The organism is Vogesella indigofera (assembly GCF_028548395.1).
In the GTDB taxonomy this organism is placed as follows: Bacteria; Pseudomonadota; Gammaproteobacteria; order Burkholderiales; family Chromobacteriaceae; genus Vogesella; species Vogesella indigofera_A.
Window position 1 is genome coordinate 251,621 of the sequence record NZ_JAQQLA010000003.1, and the last position, 17,721, is coordinate 269,341.

The 17,721-nt window shown below is 65.3% G+C and carries 13 protein-coding genes and 1 riboswitch; of the genes, 6 read left to right on the plus strand and 7 right to left on the minus strand.

All coding sequences use genetic code 11. The annotated features are described in order from the left end of the window. Positions 1-27 precede the first annotated feature (27 nt). Together PQU89_RS03180 and corA are read right to left on the minus strand one after the other, a co-directional pair. Positions 28-2,187, minus strand: coding sequence for a malate synthase G (locus tag PQU89_RS03180; protein ID WP_272764578.1), 2,160 nt, complete (start codon positions 2,185-2,187; stop codon positions 28-30). A 133-nt stretch (positions 2,188-2,320) separates the two neighbouring features. After that, complete coding sequence (corA, locus tag PQU89_RS03185) at positions 2,321-3,292, minus strand: magnesium/cobalt transporter CorA (RefSeq protein WP_272764579.1); 972 nt, start codon at positions 3,290-3,292, stop codon at positions 2,321-2,323. 141 nt (positions 3,293-3,433) lie between these two features. Between corA and PQU89_RS03190 the strand changes: the two genes are divergently transcribed. Beyond that, a complete protein-coding gene (locus PQU89_RS03190) occupies positions 3,434-5,197 on the plus strand; it encodes an ABC transporter transmembrane domain-containing protein (RefSeq protein ID WP_272764580.1) in 1,764 nt (587 codons plus the stop codon). A gap of 74 nt (positions 5,198-5,271) precedes the next feature. Further along, entirely contained in the window at positions 5,272-6,279 is a 1,008-nt protein-coding gene (locus PQU89_RS03195; protein ID WP_272764581.1) for a nucleoid-associated protein, read from the plus strand. A gap of 78 nt (positions 6,280-6,357) precedes the next feature. On the opposite strand, the gene PQU89_RS03200 is transcribed toward PQU89_RS03195, so the two are convergent. Further along, positions 6,358-6,990 carry a helix-turn-helix transcriptional regulator gene (locus PQU89_RS03200; protein WP_272764582.1) on the minus strand — a complete coding sequence of 211 codons (633 nt, stop codon included), beginning with the start codon at positions 6,988-6,990 and terminating at the stop codon, positions 6,358-6,360. A gap of 104 nt (positions 6,991-7,094) precedes the next feature. After that, on the minus strand, positions 7,095-8,063 hold the full coding sequence (locus PQU89_RS03205; protein ID WP_272764583.1) for an ornithine cyclodeaminase family protein: 969 nt from the start codon (positions 8,061-8,063) through the stop codon (positions 7,095-7,097). A gap of 427 nt (positions 8,064-8,490) precedes the next feature. On the opposite strand from PQU89_RS03205, the gene PQU89_RS03210 reads away from it, so the two are divergent. Further along, the gene (locus PQU89_RS03210; RefSeq protein WP_272757674.1) at positions 8,491-9,270 is read left to right on the plus strand and encodes a transporter substrate-binding domain-containing protein; all 780 of its coding nucleotides are present in this window, start codon (positions 8,491-8,493) and stop codon (positions 9,268-9,270) included. 104 nt (positions 9,271-9,374) lie between these two features. Further along, a complete protein-coding gene (locus PQU89_RS03215; protein WP_272764584.1) occupies positions 9,375-10,616 on the plus strand; it encodes an NAD(P)/FAD-dependent oxidoreductase in 1,242 nt (413 codons plus the stop codon). A 101-nt stretch (positions 10,617-10,717) separates the two neighbouring features. Here the strand turns inward: PQU89_RS03215 and PQU89_RS03220 are convergent, their stop codons facing one another. From PQU89_RS03220 to PQU89_RS03230, 3 genes are all read right to left on the minus strand, one after another. Then, positions 10,718-12,118 carry an L-serine ammonia-lyase gene (locus tag PQU89_RS03220; protein ID WP_272764585.1) on the minus strand — a complete coding sequence of 467 codons (1,401 nt, stop codon included), beginning with the start codon at positions 12,116-12,118 and terminating at the stop codon, positions 10,718-10,720. Positions 12,119-12,204: 86 nt separating this feature from the next. Next, a complete protein-coding gene (gene glyA / locus PQU89_RS03225; protein ID WP_272764586.1) occupies positions 12,205-13,458 on the minus strand; it encodes a serine hydroxymethyltransferase in 1,254 nt (417 codons plus the stop codon). Between the two features lie 249 nt (positions 13,459-13,707). Next, a riboswitch (glycine riboswitch) is annotated at positions 13,708-13,797 on the minus strand. A 181-nt stretch (positions 13,798-13,978) separates the two neighbouring features. Beyond that, positions 13,979-14,623 carry an NAD(P)-dependent oxidoreductase gene (locus tag PQU89_RS03230; RefSeq protein ID WP_272764587.1) on the minus strand — a complete coding sequence of 215 codons (645 nt, stop codon included), beginning with the start codon at positions 14,621-14,623 and terminating at the stop codon, positions 13,979-13,981. 115 nt (positions 14,624-14,738) lie between these two features. Between PQU89_RS03230 and PQU89_RS03235 the strand changes: the two genes are divergently transcribed. After that, complete coding sequence (locus PQU89_RS03235) at positions 14,739-15,635, plus strand: LysR family transcriptional regulator (RefSeq protein ID WP_272764588.1); 897 nt, start codon at positions 14,739-14,741, stop codon at positions 15,633-15,635. Positions 15,636-15,840: 205 nt separating this feature from the next. Next, positions 15,841-17,712, plus strand: coding sequence for a methyl-accepting chemotaxis protein (locus tag PQU89_RS03240; protein ID WP_272764589.1), 1,872 nt, complete (start codon positions 15,841-15,843; stop codon positions 17,710-17,712). Positions 17,713-17,721: the final 9 nt, after the last annotated feature.

Sequence of the window (17,721 nt, forward strand, 5' to 3'; positions counted from 1 at the left end):
CGTTTGCGGGGCGGCTGGCAGTGGTGCTTACTGCGCCTTGGCCACCAGGCGCCAGGCGTGCAGCAGCGGCTCGGTGTAGCCGGATGGCTGCGCGCAGCCCTTGAACACCAGGTCGCAGGCGGCCTTGAAGGCAACCGAAGTCTCGAAATTGCCGGCCATGTTCTGGTACAGCGGGTCGCCGGCGTTCTGCTGGTCCACCACCGCGGCCATGCGCTTGAGCGTTTCCATCACCTGTGCCTCGCTGGTGATGCCGTGGCGCAGCCAGTTGGCGATGTGCTGGCTGGAGATGCGCAGCGTGGCGCGGTCTTCCATCAGGCCGACGTTGTGGATGTCCGGCACCTTGGAGCAGCCGACGCCCTGGTCGATCCAGCGCACCACGTAGCCGAGGATGCCCTGCGCGTTGTTGTCCAGCTCCTGCTGGATCTCGGCGGCGGTCCACTGCGGGTTGGCCGCCACCGGGATGGTCAGCAGCTCGTCCAGCACGTCGATGGCCTGGCCTTCAAGCCCTTGTTGCACCTGCTGCACGTTGACCTGGTGGTAGTGCAGCGCGTGCAGCACGGCGGCAGTCGGCGACGGCACCCAGGCGGTGTTGGCGCCGGCTTTTGGGTGGCCGATCTTCTGCTTCAGCATCTCGGCCATCAGGTCCGGCATCGCCCACATGCCCTTGCCGATCTGCGCATGGCCGCGCAGGCCGCAATCGAGGCCGACCTGCACATTGCTGCGCTCGTAGGCGGTGATCCACTTGCTGGTCTTCATGTCGCCCTTGCGGATCATCGGGCCGGCTTCCATCGCGGTGTGCATCTCGTCACCGGTACGGTCGAGGAAGCCGGTGTTGATGAAGGCAACGCGGTGGCGGGCGGCGGCGATGCAGGCCTTGAGGTTGACGCTGGTGCGGCGCTCCTCGTCCATGATGCCCAGCTTCACGGTGTACTGCGGCAGGCCGAGCAGTGCTTCCACCGCGCCGAACAGCTCGTTGGCGAACGCCACTTCGTCCGGGCCGTGCATCTTCGGCTTCACGATGTAGATCGAGCCTGCGCGCGAGTTGCCGCGGCGCTGCTGGTCGTGCAGCGCGATCAGGGTGGTGACCACCGCGTCCATGATGCCTTCCGGAATCTCGCGGCCGTCGCCGTCGAGGATGGCCGGGTTGCTCATCAGGTGGCCGACGTTGCGGATGAACATCAGGCTACGCCCATGCAGGTTCAGCGTGTCGCCAGTCGGCGTCTGGTACTGGCGGTCGGCATTCAGGCGGCGGGTGATGGTTTTATCGCCCTTGCTGACTTCCTCGACCAGATCGCCCTTCATCAGACCCAGCCAGTTGCGATAAACGATCACCTTGTCGTCGGCATCGACGGCGGCGACGGAATCCTCGCAGTCCATGATGGTGCTGATCGCCGCTTCCATCACGATGTCCTTGACCCCGGCAGCGTCCTGCGCACCGATGGCGCTGGCCTTGTCGATCTGGATCTCGAAGTGCAGGCCGTTCTGCTTCAGCAGGATGGCGGTTGGCGCGGCGGCGTCGCCGTTGAAGCCGATGAACTGGTCTGGCTGTTTCAGGCCGCTGCGGCTGCCGTTGTCCAGTTGAACCTGCAGCTGGCCGGCTACCACGGCATAGGCGGTGGCAGCGTGGTGCGAGCCGTTTTCCAGTGCTGCCGCCTGGTCGAGGAAATCACGACCAAAGGCGATCACCTTGCCGCCGCGCACCGCGTTGTAGCCGCCGGCACGGCTGGCGCCGTCGTCTTCGCTGATGGCGTCGGTGCCGTACAGCGCGTCGTACAGGCTGCCCCAGCGCGCGTTGGCGGCGTTCAGTGCGTAGCGCGCGTTCATCACCGGTACCACCAGCTGCGGGCCGGCCTGTTCCGCGATCTCGCTGTCGATGTTGCTGGTGCTGATCTGCGCGTCGGCCGGTACCGGTTTCAGGTAGCCGATGCCGGCGAGGAAGGCCTTGTAGGCGGCCATGTCGGCGATCGGGCCGGGGTGGGCGCGGTGCCAGGCGTCGATCTCGCTTTGCAGGCGGTCGCGCTCGGCCAGCAGCGCACGGTTTTTCGGCGCCAGCGTGTGCACCAGCGCATCAAAACCCTGCCAGAAGGCGGCGGCATCGACGCCGGTGCCGGGCAGCGCTTCCTGTTCGACGAAGTGGTAGAGGTTGGCCGCAACGTGCAGGCGGTGGCTCTGGATGCGCGTAGTCATGAAGTTTCTCTCTGTGTTGTCGTGCGCCGGATGAGGACGCTTTGCTTTAGCGGATGATCCGAGTGTACTGATGTCAGGGTGAGGGTAAAAGCGCCAATAATCGATAACATCTTTTACTTTTAGTTGTGTAATGCTACAGCCAGCCGGCGCGGCGGAAGCGGCGCCACAGCAACACATCAAGCACCACCATGCTCAGCAGTGACAGCGGGTAGCCCAGCGGCGTGCGCAGCTCCGGCATGTAGTCGAAGTTCATGCCGTAGATGCCGGCGATCATGGTCGGCACCGCGAACAGCGCGGCGTAGGCGGCCAGCTTCTTGCTGATGCTGCTTTCGTCCAGTGAGATCATTGCGATATTGACCTGGATGGCGGTGGCCAGCAGGTCGCGCTGCGATTCCACGGTATGCAGGATGCGCGACAGGTGATCGTCCACGTCACGGAAATACTCCGGCAGGTCGTGGCACGGTGGTGGCACGCGGCCGCCGTACAGCCGCGCGGTGGCCTCGTGCAGCGGCGCGGCGGCGTGGTTGACGGTGATCAACTTGCGCTTGAGCGCGTACAGCGCCGCGATATTGCGCCGCGCCGAGCTGCCCTTGAGAAACAGCCGGCCTTCGATGCTGTCCAGCTCGTCTTCCAGCTGGTGGATCACGGTCAGGTAGCGGTCGACCACCGCATCCATCAGCGCGTACAGCACAAAACCGCTGCCGTGCGCCAGCAGATGCGGCTCGCGCTCGCAGCGCGCCCGCACGTCTTGAAAACCCTTGCGCGTCTGGTTGCGGATCGACAGCAGGAAGTTGCGGCCAACGAACAGGTCGACCTCGCCGACGTGGATGCCGTTCTCGCTGTCCGGCTCCAGCGTCTTCATCACCAGAAACAGGGTGTCGCCGAACTCCTCCAGCTTCGGGCGTTGGTGACCGTGCAGCGCGTCCTCCACCGCCAGCGGGTGTAGCGCGAACTGGCGGCCGAAGTGGCTGATTTCGTCCGGGGTCGGCTCTTGCAGCGCGACCCACACCAGGCAGTCCGGTCGTGCCAGGTGTTCGGGAATGGCGTCTACCGAGATGTCGCCTAGTTTTTGGCCTTGATGGTAGGCAACGCAGTTGATCAGCATGACGGGCCTTGTGATGGTCGGCGCCGACCGCCGGCAGGGCAGGCGGCGCCGGGTGGGGAGGGCAATTGCGGTGCCGCTCTTGAAAAAAGCTTACCGTTGCGGCACTTGTTACCCATCGTATGCTAATTGTGGAGTGCTGCCGTGGCTAGCCCAGGTTTATTGCAACGTCTTACCCCGCTGTCCGGGCTGTGGCCGTTTTTGCGGCCGTATCGTGGCCGCGCACTGCTGGCCGCGCTGGCGCTGCTGGTGGCGGCCGCGGCCACGCTGTTGCTGCCGGTGGCGTTCCGCTACCTGATCGACCACGCCTTCGTGCAGCGCGAGGCGGTCGACGGCTACTTTCTGGCGCTGTTGGCGCTGGCGCTGGTCCTGGCGCTGTTCACCGCGCTGCGCTTCTATCTGGTGTCGTGGCTGGGCGAGCGCGTCACCGCCGACGTGCGCAGCGCGGTGTACCGCCACGTAATCCGTATGAGCCCGGAATACTTCGAGACGCTGCAAACCGGCGAGGTGCTGTCGCGGCTGACCACCGACACCACACTGGTGCAGACCGTGATCGGCACCAGCCTGTCGATGGGGCTGCGCAACCTGCTGCTGATGCTGGGCGGGCTGGTAATGCTGGCGGTGACCAGCCCCAGCCTGACCGGCTACATCCTGGTGACGCTGTTGCTGGTGATCCTGCCGATCCTGATCTTCGGCCGCCGCGTGCGCGCCTTGTCGCGCTCCAGCCAGGACCGCATCGCCGATTCCAGCGCCATGGCCGGCGAGACGCTGAACGCGGTGCAGACGGTGCAGGCCTTCGCGCAGGAGGCGCGCGAAACCGTGCGTTTCGACGGCTCGGTGGCGCTCAGCTTCGACACCGCGCTGGCGCGCATCCGTGCCCGTTCGCAGCTGACGGCGGTAGTGATCATGCTGGTGTTCGGCGCCGTGGTGTTCGTGCTGTGGCTGGGCGCACGCGCGGTGCTGGCCGGGCAGATGAGCAGTGGCCTGCTGGCGCAGTTCATCCTCTACGCGGTGGTGACCGCCGGCGCCATCGGCGCGGTGGCCGAGGTATGGGGCGACCTGCAGCGCGCCGCCGGCGCCACCGAACGGCTGATGGCACTGCTGGCGCAGCGCTCGCCGGTCCAGCCGCCGGCGCAGCCGCTGCCCTTGCCGGCCATGGGCGACGGTCTGCAACTGCACGACGTCGGCTTTGCCTACCCGTCGCGACCGGGGCAGCCGTCGCTGTCCGGCATCAGCCTCGCCATCCGCCCCGGCGAGCAGGTGGCGCTGGTCGGGCCGTCCGGTGCCGGCAAGACCACGCTGTTCCAGCTGTTGCTGCGCTTTTACGATCCGCAAGTTGGCCGCATCACCCTCAACGGCGTCGATGTCGCGCGGCTGGACCCGCAGGCGCTGCGCCGCCACATCGGCATCGTGCTGCAGGACACGGTGATTTTCGGCGCCAGTGCGCTGGAGAACATCCGCTACGGCCGGCCTGATGCCACGGACGAGGAGGTGTTCGCCGCCGCCCGCGTCGCCGCCGCGCACGAGTTCATCGAACGCCTGCCGGAGGGCTATCACAGCTATCTGGGCGAGCGCGGTGTGCGCCTGTCCGGTGGCCAGCGCCAGCGCATCGCCATCGCGCGCGCCATCCTGAAAAACCCGCCCATCCTGCTGCTGGACGAGGCCACCAGCGCGCTGGACGCCGAATCGGAACAGCTGGTACAGCAGGCGCTGGAACGTGCCGCCGCCGGGCGCACCACCATCGTCATCGCCCACCGCCTGGCGACGGTGAAGCAGGCCGACCGCATCGTGGTGCTGGAGCAGGGGCGCATCGTGGCGGAGGGCACCCACGCCGAGCTGCTGCAGCGCTCGCCGTTGTACGCCAGGCTGGCTGCCTTGCAGTTCGGGCTGGCCGAGGTGGCGGCCTGAGTTGCGGCCAACCTTGTTGTGGCGGGAAAGGGCGGCGATAATCGCGCCTTGATTGAATGAGGACAGATCCGAGCATGCTGATTAGCGAATCCAGGGTAGAGCGTTTGGTGGTACACCGTGTCGGCAATCCGGCGCGCGGTGAGCCGTTGCAGCTGTCGCACAAGGCCATCGGCGTGGACGAGGCGGTGTCGGCGCTGATTCTGGACGGCTACCTGAAGGGCATCGTCTCCGACAAGAAGAAGTACCAGTTCTTCCACGAGACCGATCTCAACCTCAACGAGCTGTACCACTACACGCGGCAGTTTTTCCGCGGCGACGTCGATCTGCTGGAGGTGTCGCAGCGCATCGCCAAGCACCTGTTCGCGCGCTCGCAGCACCCGAACATCGCCGCCGGCGACCTGCTGGTGATCCTGTTCTCCGGCCTGGGCGAGGCGGACAGCCCGCAGCGCGCGCTGGGCGTGTTCAAGGCGGAAATCCAGGAGGACTTTCTGACCATCGTCGAAAGCGGCGAGGTGTTCGACATCAGCCACGCCAGCGGCATCAACCCGCGCCTGATCGACAAGGGCGCGCTGATCCTGGAAAACGGCCCGCTGCTGTACGCGGTCGACCGCCAGGGCCACGAGGCCAAGTTCTGGCTCGACGACTTCCTGCAGGCGATGCGGGTGCCGGATACCAGCAGCAGCAGCAAGCTGGTGGCCGAAGTGATGGAGCAGATTTCGGAAGAGATCGAAGACCCGCTGGCGCAGGTGCGCTTCAAGGACGAGGTGATGACGCTGTGCAAGACGGTGCCGGAGGTGTCGCCACGGCAGATGGGCAGCATGGCGGAGCGCTACGTCGAGCCGGAGCAGATCGGGCGCCTGTTCGACAGCGCCGCCGAGAATTACGGCTTTGCGCTGGAGAGCGACGTGCGGCTGCCGGCACAGGGCATGGCGCGGCGGCTGGAAAAGAGCTGGAGCAAGGTCGGCGTCGGCCACGGCATCAGCCTGCTGCTGCCGTCCGATCTCAGCCTGCAGAACGTGCAGACGGTGAAGGGCGACGACGGCGAGCTGCAGGTTACGCTGCGCCTGCTGCAGAAACAGTAAGGCGCCGGCCCGCGCGGGCCGCAGACAATAAAAGGTTGGCCGCATCGCTGCGGCCAACCTTTTGCGTTTGACGGGTGTCTATTTCAGCGTTTGCAGATACTTGTACACCGTGGCGCGGCCGAGGCCGAGCACATTGGCGATGTAGTGGGTGGCGCTCTTGCCGTTGAAGGCGCCCTCGGCGTACAGCGCCTCGACCAGCTCCTTGCGATGCTGGCGCGACAGGGTATTGAGCGCCAGCTGCCGCTCCTGCAGCCAGCGGTGCATGAAGGTGTTGATGCGCTCCTGCCAGTCGTCGCGGAACAGCTCCGCCGGCTGTTCCACCAGCCCGGCACCCTTCAGCAGCATACCGAGCATGCCGTGCATGTCCTCGAACACCGCGATGTTGAAGTTGATGCACATCACCCCCAGCGCCACGCCTGCGTCGTCGAACAGCACCGAGCTGACGCAGCGCATCTTGCGGCCGTCCCAGTTCACCTTTTCGTACGGTCCGACGTAGCGTTCGGCGATGGTGCGCTCGATTTCCTCCAGCGCCGATTCGTCGCCAATCTCGCGTCGCGACAGGTTGTTGGCGAGGTAGAGCACGCGCTGCTGCGCCAGGTCGTGGATCACCGCCTCGGCGTAGGGAAAGAACAGCTTGGCGATGCTGTCGGCGAGGTGGCTGTAGCGCGACAACAGCAATTGCTGCGGCGTGGGGCTGGGCGTGGGCGTCATGGTCGGGTCGGGCGCAACGGCAGGGACAGCGATAGTGCCTGATGCGACGGGCAGGGCACAAGCACTGTGCCCGCCGGTCGCCGCCAGATAGTCCGCGGTTGGACTCATTGCGCGGCCTGCGCCTGTTGCAGCAGCGCGCAGGCGATGGCGATGTCCTGAAGCCCCATGCCGATGGAGCGGAAGAACACCGGGCGTTGGTAGTCCGGCAGCGCGCAGCGCTGGCTGACCAGATCGGCCAGATCGCCGACGATGCGTTCGCGCTGCCAGCTGCCCTGCTGGCTGGCGAGCACCATCTCGCCGGCGCTGTCCGGCGTGCTGTGCTTGTGGTCGCAGTACACGTCCATCGCGGCGAGGCGGGCCGGTGGTACCTCGTGCGCGTTGACGGCATTGGTGCTGATCGAGGTGATCAGCGCCGCTTTGCTGAGCGTTGCCGGGTCCAGCACCGCCGCAGCCGAGGAGGTGCACAGCATGATCACGTCGGCGTTGTCACAGGCGGCCGCTACGCTGCCGCTGATCTGGATGCGCGGGTCCAGCGCCTGCAGTTGCTGCTGCAGTTCCGGCTTGCTGGTGAGATCCGGCGCGTACACGCGGATGCGCTGCCAGTCGCGCAGCGGCAGCACGTGGCGCAGGTGTGCCTGGCCCAGTGCGCCGCAACCGATCAGCGTCAGCTGGCGGCTGTCCTGCCGCGCCAGCAGGTCGATGGCCAGCGCGCTGGTGCCGGCGGTACGCTCCGCCGTCAGCAGGCCGGAATCGCAGAACAGCAGCGGCTGGCCGGTGTGCATCGACATCAGGCTGGTCCAGGCGCTGATCACCGGGCGGCCATCGGTGACGATGTACGGCGACAGCTTGGCGCCGAACACGCCGGCATCGGCCAGCACGCCCTGATAGGTGATGACGTCGCCGGCGCCCTGCGGAAACAGGGTCAGCGTCTGCGCCGGCTGCACCGCGCACTCGTGCGCCAGTGCCTGGAACAGCGCGCTCAGCGCGGCCCGTACCGGCAGCGCCGGCAGGTAGTCGCGCACCTGTTGCTGGTTTAGGAGCAGGGGGGCGGCGTGGTGGTCGATGTGGTTCATGCTGGGCTCTCGTGATGGCTGTGGTCGGGCGCTGCCGGGCTGTAGGCCGCGGCGGGCAGGCTTGTTTGTTGTATTAAATTCCATTGTGGAAAAAAAGTCCACAAATTGTGCGGAGACCATTTTCCCGGGGTTTTGCTTGCTTCTTGGTTGATGGCTTGAAAGCAAGTTATTGTTATTCAAGTGATAAATTGTAACTTGCGACATGGTTTTGTCATGGCGTAGCCTGCGTTGGTCGCCGTGCACTGAGGCTGGTGGCCAGGTTTTTTATAAATTAATTGTCTCAAATGGAAATATTGTCTATCTTGTGACCGAGCCAAAGCAAGACGTGAACGCAGCCCCGCCGGCTGCCCAACCACGCAGGCGCCATGGCCTGGCCATGGGCAACGGGACGGGACGTTACCCGCTACAGGAACAAAGGAGACATTTCATGATCAGCAAACGCGTTCGCAATGCCGTTTTCCCCTTGCTGGCCTGCCTCGCCGGTACCGCCATGGCGCAGGGTGCGCCGCTGCGCATGGGGCTGGAGCCGTTCTACCCGCCGTTCGAGAGCAAGCAGGCCGACGGCCAGCTGGTCGGCTTCGACATCGATGTCGGCAAGGCCGTCTGCGAGCGCATGGCCGCCAAGTGCAGCTGGGTGGAAACCTCGTTTGAGGGCTTGATCCCCGGCCTGAAAGCGAAGAAATTCGACGCCATCAACTCGGCGATGAACATCACCGCCAAGCGCCGCGAGTCGATCGACTTCACCGTCCCGATCTACATCGTGCCGATCCAGATGGTGGCACGTCGCGACAGCAAGCTGACACCGACCGTGGCCAGCCTGAAGGGCAAGACCGTCGGCGTGCTGCAGGGCGCCACCCAGGAAGACTTCGTGCGCAAGCACTGGGAGAAGCACGGCGTGAAGGTGGTTGCCTACCGCGACCAGGCGCAGATTTTCCTCGATCTCGCCGCCGGCCGACTGGATGCCGGGGTGCAGGAAGCGCAGACTGCGATGGAAGGCTTCCTCAGCAAGCCGCAGGGCAAGGACTTTGACTTTGCCGGCGGGGTGCTCAGCGATTTCGCCACCCTCGGCGAGGGCACCGGCATGGGCGTGCGCAAGGGCGACCCGCGCAAGGCCGAGCTGGACAAGGCGATTGCCAGCCTGAAGCAGGATGGCACCCTGAGCCGCATTTCGATGAAATACTTCCACCGCGACATCATCGCCAAGTAAGCGGTGTGCAAGCTTGGCCGCAGGCTGCGGCCAAGCTTGCAGATCCCGTTGCCATGGCCGCTGCCCGCAGCGCCCATGGCAACTGCATCTGAAAGAAGCACAACATGGATTTCGACATCATCGTCCTCGGCGCCGGCATGATCGGCGTCTCCAGCGCCATCGCCCTGCAACAACGCGGCCTGCGCGTGGCGCTGCTGGATCGCCGCGCCCCCGGCGAGGAAACCAGCCACGGCAACGCCGGCCTGCTGGAACGCGCCGCCGTGGTGCCTTACGGCTTCCCTCGCGATCTTGCCAGCGTGCTGCGCATCGGCCGCAACCGCTCCACCGACGTGCGCTACCAACCGTCCAGCCTGCTGCAGAGCACGCCGTGGCTGTGGCGCTACTTCCGCGCCTCCGCCCCGCACCGGCTCGCTGCCGCCGCGCGCGACATGCTGCCCCTGATCAGCCGCAGCCTGGACGAACACGCCACGCTGATCGCCGCGGCCAATATGCAGCAGCTGTGCAGCGACGACGGCCTGTACGAGGCCTACCGCACCGAGGCCGGCTTTGCCGCCGAGGCCGTCAACGCGCGCCGCATCGCCGCCGAACACGGCCTGCAACTGCAGATCCTGGACGCGGCGCAGCTGCGCGCCGCCGAGCCGGGACTGGGTGAGGGCTTCGCCGGCGCGGTGCACTGGCGCGACCCGCAGCGCATCAGCGATCCGGGCGCGCTGACCCGCGGCTATGCCCGCTATTTCGAAAGCCTGGGCGGCACGCTGCTGCAACAGGAAGCCACGTCGCTGGTCCCGGATGGCAGCGGCTGGCAGGTACACACCGCCGCCGGGGTACTGCACGCCGCACAGGTGGTGGTGGCGATGGGGCCGTGGTCCGACGACATCTTCCAGCCGCTGGGTTACCGCATCCCGCTGCAGACCAAGCGCGGCTACCACATGCACTACCAGCCACTGGGGCCGGGCCTGAGCTACACCGTGGCCGACGTGGAAGGCGGCTTCGTGGTGTCGCCGATGCAGCGCGGCCTGCGCATCGCCACCGGGGTGGAGCTGGCGCGACGCGATGCCGCCCCCAACTACGCGCAGCTGGAGCAGGCCGAGGCGTTGGCGCGCGGGCTGTTCCCGCTGGGTGAGCGGCTGGACGCCACGCCGTGGATGGGCAGCCGGCCGTGCCTGCCGGACATGCGCCCGGCGCTGGGCGCCGCGCCGCGCCATCGCGGTCTGTGGTTCAACTTCGGCCACGCCCACCACGGCCTGACGCTGGGGCCGGTGTGCGGCCAACTGCTGGCGCAGGTGATCTGCGGCGAGACGCCGTTTACCGACCCGGCGCCGTACGCGCCGGCGCGCTTCCTGTAACGGTTGCCGGACTCGCAATAAAAAAGCCCGCCTATCATGGCGGGCTTTTTGTTGCGGCCAACCTTGCGCAAGGTTGGCCGCAGCTGTTGCGAAAGGCTGGCTCAGCACTCGACGATGTTGACCGGTACCTCGATCACGTTGATCGCCAGCCCGCCGCGCGCGGTTTCCTTGTACTTGGTGCTCATATCGCGGCCGGTGTCGCGCATGGTTTTGATCACGCGGTCCAGCGACACGAAGTGCTGGCCGTCGCCGCGCAGCGACATCCGCGCCGCGTTGATGGCCTTGATCGACGCCATCGCGTTGCGCTCGATGCACGGCACCTGCACCAGGCCGCCGACCGGGTCACAGGTCAGCCCCAGATTGTGTTCCATGCCGATCTCGGCGGCGTTTTCCACCTGCTCCGGGCTGCCACCCAGCACTTCGGCCAGGCCGCCGGCGGCCATCGAACAGGCGGAGCCGACTTCGCCCTGGCAGCCGACTTCGGCGCCGGAAATGGAGGCGTTGAGCTTGAACAGGATGCCGATGGCGCCGGCGGTGAGCAGGAAGCGCACGATGCCGTCATCGCTGGCGCCGGGGATGAAGCGCGCGTAGTAGTGCAGTACCGCCGGGATGATGCCGGCGGCGCCGTTGGTCGGCGCGGTGACCACGCGGCCGCCGGCGGCGTTTTCCTCGTTCACCGCCAGTGCGTACAGGTTGACCCAGTCCAGCACCGTCAGCGGATCGCGCAGTGCGGCCTCCGGCGACGACAGCAGCTTGCGGTGCATGTCGGCGGCGCGGCGCTTGACCTTCATGCCGCCGGGCAGGATGCCTTCACGCTCGCAGCCGCGCTTCACGCAGGCCTGCATCACGTGCCAGATGTTGAGCAGGCCGCTGCGGATCTCGTCCTCGCTGCGCCACGCCAGCTCGTTCTCCAGCATGATCTGGCTGATGCTCTTGCCGTGGCGCTGGCACAGTGCCAGCAGCTCGGCGCCGCTCTTGAACGGGTGCTTCAGCTCGGTGACGCCGGGCGGCACGAAGCCGGCGTCGATCGCCGCCTCGTCGACCACGAAACCACCGCCGACCGAGTAGTAGGCGCGCTTGGACAGGCTGCTGCCGTCGGCGGCAAACGCCTCAAAAATCATGCCGTTAGGATGGTAGGGCAGCGCCTTGCGCTTGTGCAGGATCAGGTGTTCGGCTTCGATGAAGTCGATCTCGTGCGTGCCCAAGAGCGCGATGCGCTTGTTGTTGCGGATGGCGGCCAGCATGCCGTCGACGGCATCGGTATCGACCAGGTCAGGGTGTTCGCCCTGCAGGCCAAGCAGCACCGCCACATCGCTGCCGTGGCCTTTACCGGTGGCACCGAGAGAACCGAACATTTCGGACTTGACCGCGGCGGTCTGCGTCAACAGGCCGTCCTTTTCCAGTCGGGCGACAAATTGCCGCGCCGCGCGCATCGGGCCGACGGTGTGGGAACTGGAGGGGCCGATGCCGATCTTGAACAAATCAAAAACACTGATTGCCATGTTGCTTCTCTTGAGGTGGTGCCTGCGGAGCAGGGCCTGTTTTAACTATAGTCGGGCGCCGTCGGAATGACGGCGCCCGCTGCTGCTTAGCGGTAAACCGGGAAGGCGGCGCACAGCTCCGCCACCTGGCGTTTCACGCGGGCGGCGACATCGGCGTTGTCGATATCGTCGAGGATGTCGCATACCCAGTGCGCCACCTGGCCGGCTTCCGCTTCCTTGAAGCCGCGGCTGGTGATGGCCGGGCTGCCGATGCGGATGCCGCTGGTGACGAACGGGCTTTGCGGGTCGTTCGGGACGGCGTTCTTGTTGACGGTGATGCAGGCGGCGCCCAGCGCGGCGTCGGCAGCCTTGCCGGTGAGGCCCTTGTCGATCAGGCTCAGCAGGAACAGGTGGTCATCGGTCTTGCCGGACACCACGCTGTAACCGCGCTGCTGGACCACCGCCACCATGGCACGGGCGTTGGCCAGCACCTGTTTCTGGTAGTCGACAAATTCCGGCTGCAGTGCTTCGAGGAAGGCTACCGCCTTGGCGGCGATCACGTGCATCAGCGGGCCGCCCTGGATGCCGGGGAACACCAGCGACTGCAGTTTCTTTTCCAGCTCCGGGTTGGATGCAGCGAGGATCAGGCCGCCGCGCGGGCCGCGCAGCGTCTTGTGGGTGGTGGTGGTCACCACGTGCGCGTGCGGCACCGGGTTCGGGTACAGCCCGGCTGCCACCAGGCCGGCGACGTGCGCCATGTCGACAAAGAACCAGGCACCGACGCTGTCGGCGATCTGGCGCATGCGCTTCCAGTCCACCACCAGCGAGTAGGCGGAGAAGCCGGCGACCAGCATCTTTGGCTGGTGTTCTGTGGCCAACCTTTGTACTTCGTCGTAGTCGATCTCGCCGGTCTCCACGTTGATGCCGTACTGCACCGCGTTGTAGATCTTGCCGGAGAAGTTGACCTTGGCACCATGGGTGAGGTGGCCACCGTGCGCGAGGCTCATGCCCAGCACGGTGTCGCCCGGCTGCAGCAAGGCCATGTACACCGCGGCGTTCGCCTGGCTGCCGGAGTGCGGCTGCACGTTGGCGTAGTCGGCGCCAAACAGCTCTTTGGCGCGGTCGATGGCCAGCTGCTCGGCGACATCGACGTGTTCGCAGCCGCCGTAGTAGCGCTTGCCGGGGTAGCCCTCGGCATACTTGTTGGTGAGCTGGCTGCCCTGCGCCTGCATCACGCGCGGGCTGGTGTAGTTCTCGGAGGCAATCAGCTCGATGTGGTCTTCTTGGCGTTGTGCCTCGGCCTGCATCGCGGCCCACAGTGCGTCGTCGAAACCGGCAATCTCCATCTCTTTGGTAAACATCGTGCATTCCTTTTTCTTGGCGCGAACGGCAAAGGTTGGCCGCAACCGCGCTGGTAGTGGCGGCAGGGTCGGGCAGGGCGTTGACGCATGGATGTGCGGCGTAAAGGACAATGGCGCCCGCCCGGCGTCTGCCGGACGATGCCCCCTCTGTCCCTTTGCCTGAGAGATTGCGGCGCACGGTGTCATCACCGGGCCATGCTTCCTTCGGCGAGATCCCGCCTTGCGGCTGATCTACTCTCCAGAGTGCCAGACGTCGCTGCAGTTCTTTTGCCTGAGAGTTTCCGGGGCGATTCCCCTTCGGCGCTGTCAGCGAATGACAGTCTCTCCTGCAGCGGCTTGATTGGCTGGTCGCAATCTAGTGAAGCGGCGCGCGGCTGTCAACGCATCGACGACAGTATTCAATGTGCTATTGCAACAAAAAACCCTGCCGCAAACGCGCTGATCCAGTCGGATCGGGCGTTCGGCAGGGTTTGCACTGCAAAACCGCACACCTATATAAGGTGTGCTGTCGCGGCGTGAATCAGACGCTGGCGGCGGTAAAGCGCTGGCGATGGTGCTGCGGCTGCAGCGCCTCGTCCACCACCGCCACGGCGAGGTCGGCGCCGCTGATGCCGGCCGGTGCCTCGCCTGCCATCAGCAGCTCGTTGCCGCCGAGACGGTACTGTCCGCTGCGTGCGCCCGGTGCCAGCAGCGCCGGAGGCGACACGAACACCCAGTCCAGCAAGGTTTCCTGTTGCAGCAGGTTCAGCGCCTGGCGCGCGCCCTCGGCGCCTTCTTTGTATTCCGCCGGGAAGTGCGGGGTGTCGATCAGCTGCACGCCGGGGGCAACGAACAGGCTGCCAGCGCCGCCGATCTCGATGAAGCGCGGCACGCCGGCGGCCTTGACCCCGGCGACGATGGCCTGGTGGCCGGCGAGGAACAGTTCGCGGATGTCGGCCTTGTCCCAGCCGGGGTTGAAGGCGCTGATCACCACGTCGTGGCCGGCGACGGCACGGGCCACCGCATCGGCGTCGTAGGCATCGGCGGCCACCACGTCAAGGTTGGCCGCAGCGCCGATGCGCTCAGGACGACTGGCGATGGCGGTGACGGCGACATTGCGCGACAGCAGTTCTTTCAGGATGGCCGAGCCGACAAAGCCGCTGGCGCCGATCAGTGCGATTTTCATGAGTGCTCCTTGCTGCCCGCTGACGGGCGGTGATTGATGAGGACAGTGTAATTGCCGATTCACATTCCGATAATCCGGCGTAAAATTGATTGATTGTTAATCTGAAATAATGAATATGGACGAATTGCGCAGTATGGCGGTGTTTGCCCGGGTGATTGAGAAAGGCTCGATGAACGCGGCGGCGCAGAGCCTGGGCATCACGCCATCGGCGGTCAGCCAGCATCTGCGGCGGCTGGAGCAGCGCCACGGTGTCACCCTGCTGCAGCGCACTACGCGCAAGCTGACGCTGACCGAGGCCGGGCAGCTGTTCTACCAGGGTTGTGCCGCGATGCTGGCGGCAGCGCGGCAGGCGGAGCAGCAGCTGTCGGCACTGCGCGATGCGCCGGTGGGCGAGCTGCGCATCTCCGCCCCCAGCGGCCTGGCCGGCGGCGTGCTCAGCAGCGCGCTGGCACCCTTGCTTGAGGCCAACCCCGGCCTCAGCCTGCGGCTGTTCTTTCACGACGAGATGGTGGACCTGCTGGAGTTGCAGATTGATCTGGCGATCCGTGCCGGCAAGCTGAAGGATTCGTCGCTGGTGGCGCGTCATCTGGCCGACTGGCACTTTGTCATTTGTGCGTCGCCCGTCTATGTTGCAAAGCATGGTCTGCCACAAACGCCGGCCGAACTGTTGCAGCACGACTGGGTCGGGGTGGCCGCGCACGAAGGCTTGAGCCGGCTGCAGTTGACGCGCGGCGCGGAAACGGTGACTTTATCGATGCCGCCGCGCATCAGCAGCAACAATATCCTGTCGGCGCGTGCCTTTGTGCTGGAAGGCCTAGGCCTGTCCTTGCAGCCGGAACCGGAAGTGCGCAAGGAGCTGGCCTCCGGTCTGCTGCAGCCGGTGCTGGGCGAGTGGAGCCTGCCGGAGTTGCCGTTGTGGATGGTGACACCGCGGCGCGAGGGGCAACCTGCAAAAGTGCGACATGCAATGTCGGCATTGCAGGCGGCCTTGGGTGGCGAACGCCGTCTTTGACATTGGCAAGGGCGGTTTGTTGCCGGATTATTGCAATATTGTTATGCAAAAATGCCGTGTAATGGAGATTGTACGCAGAATACAAAATTTCGTTGTTAACGAAATGCCATGAAATGGCTTTGTGAATATAAACAAATAATCACATGTGTGCTTAGTAGTACTATGCCGCACCATAACTTACAAAATACAGTGGGGAATACACATCATGATGTCATTGCGTACTCGCCTGATGGCCTTCGTACTGCTGGTACTGACGGTACTTGCTGTCATGTTCTGTGCCGTCGCGTACTGGAAAATGAGCGACGCCCTGTCCAGTGCGATCCGTAACGAAATCAATCAGGCCGCCAACAGCAAGGCGAGCTTTGTTGCCGAGTGGGTCTCCACCCGCCAGAAGATCGTTGCTGCGGCGTTGCCGCGTTTCGGTACTGGTGAATTGCAGCCGGTGCTGGACCAGGCGCGTGATGCCGGCGGTTTTGACGACATGTATATCGGTCAGCCCGACAAGACCATGACCCAGTTCACCGGTGCCGCCAAGGTGCCGGAAGGCTATGACCCGACCGGGCGGCCATGGTATCTGGCGGCCAAGGATGCGACCGGCCCGATCGCCTCGCCCCCTTATATTGATGCCGCCACCAAGCGTCCGATCATCACCTTCGCCCAGGCGCGCAAGGATGGCGGCCAGCTGGTGGCCGTGGCCGGTGGTGACGTGACGCTGCAGCGCGTGGTGGACGAAGTGGTTGCCGCCAAGCTGCCGGGTGACGGCTATGCCTTCCTGGTGACGGGCGACGGTACCGTGATTGCACACCCGGAAAAAGACTCCGGCCTGAAAAAGATCGGCGAGGTAGTGTCCGGCTACGACATGAACGCGGTGAACAAGGATGGCCAGATCATGGACGTGTCGATCAACGGTGACGCCACCCTGACCGCGCTGTATCCGGTGGGCAAGACCGGCTGGTTCCTCGGCGTGATGGTGCCGGTAGCCGCGGCGATGGCACCGGTGACACAGCTGCTGATGGTGATGGTTGGCCTGCTGGTGATCGGCCTGGTGGTGTCCGGCATCTTCGCCTACGTTGGCGTGGCACGCATGCTGTCCGGCCTGTCGGTGCTGCGCAATGCGATGCGTGAAGTGGCCAGCGGCCACGGCGACCTGACTAAGACACTGCCGGTCGGCAACCGTGACGAAGTCGGCCAGATTGCCGAAGCCTTCAACCAGTTCGTGGCCAAGCTGCGCGAGATGTTCCTCACCGTGCGCGACGAGTCCGATTCGTTGGCGCGCGACGCCGCCGACCTGAACCGCGTGGCCGAGCAGATCGCCCAGGATTCGCGTGTGCAGTCGTCGGAACTGTCGTCGACTGCCGCCACCATCGAGCAGATCACTGTCAGCATCAACCACATTGCCGATCACGTTGGCGAAACCGAAGTGCTGGTGTCGCGTTCGCGTGACAACTCGCTGGATTCGCACCGCGCGATGGCGGAAGTGGCGCGTGAGGTGGAGTCCATCGTCGGTGCGGTGTCGTCGCTGCAGAACGTGATGTCCAACCTGTCTGGCCAGTCCGAGCAGATCAAGGGCATTGTCGGCGTGATCCGCGACATCGCCGACCAGACCAATATGCTGGCGCTGAATGCGGCGATCGAAGCGGCGCGTGCCGGTGAGCAGGGCCGCGGCTTTGCCGTGGTGGCCGACGAAGTGCGCAAGCTGGCCGAGCGTACCGCCAGCGCCACGGTACAGATCGCCGAGCTGATCGATACCGTGATCCAGAAAACCGGCGAGGCGATCAACCACGCCGATGCCACCAACGCGAAAGTGGAAACCGGTGTCACCCTGTCACGTGAAGCAGCCAGCAAGGTGGAGCTGATCAAGGGCAACGCCGAAGAGATCTCGACCCGCATGGGCGAAATCACTTCCTCCACCGCCGAGCAGGGCATCGCCACCAACGAAATGGCGCGCAGCGCCGAACGTGTCAACTCGATGGCGCAGCAGACCGACAGCAGCCTGCAGGAAGCGCTGGCGACGATCCAGGTACTGGCCAGCCGAGGCGACCAGCTGAAGGCACTGGTGTCGCAATTCCGTCTGTGATACATCTTG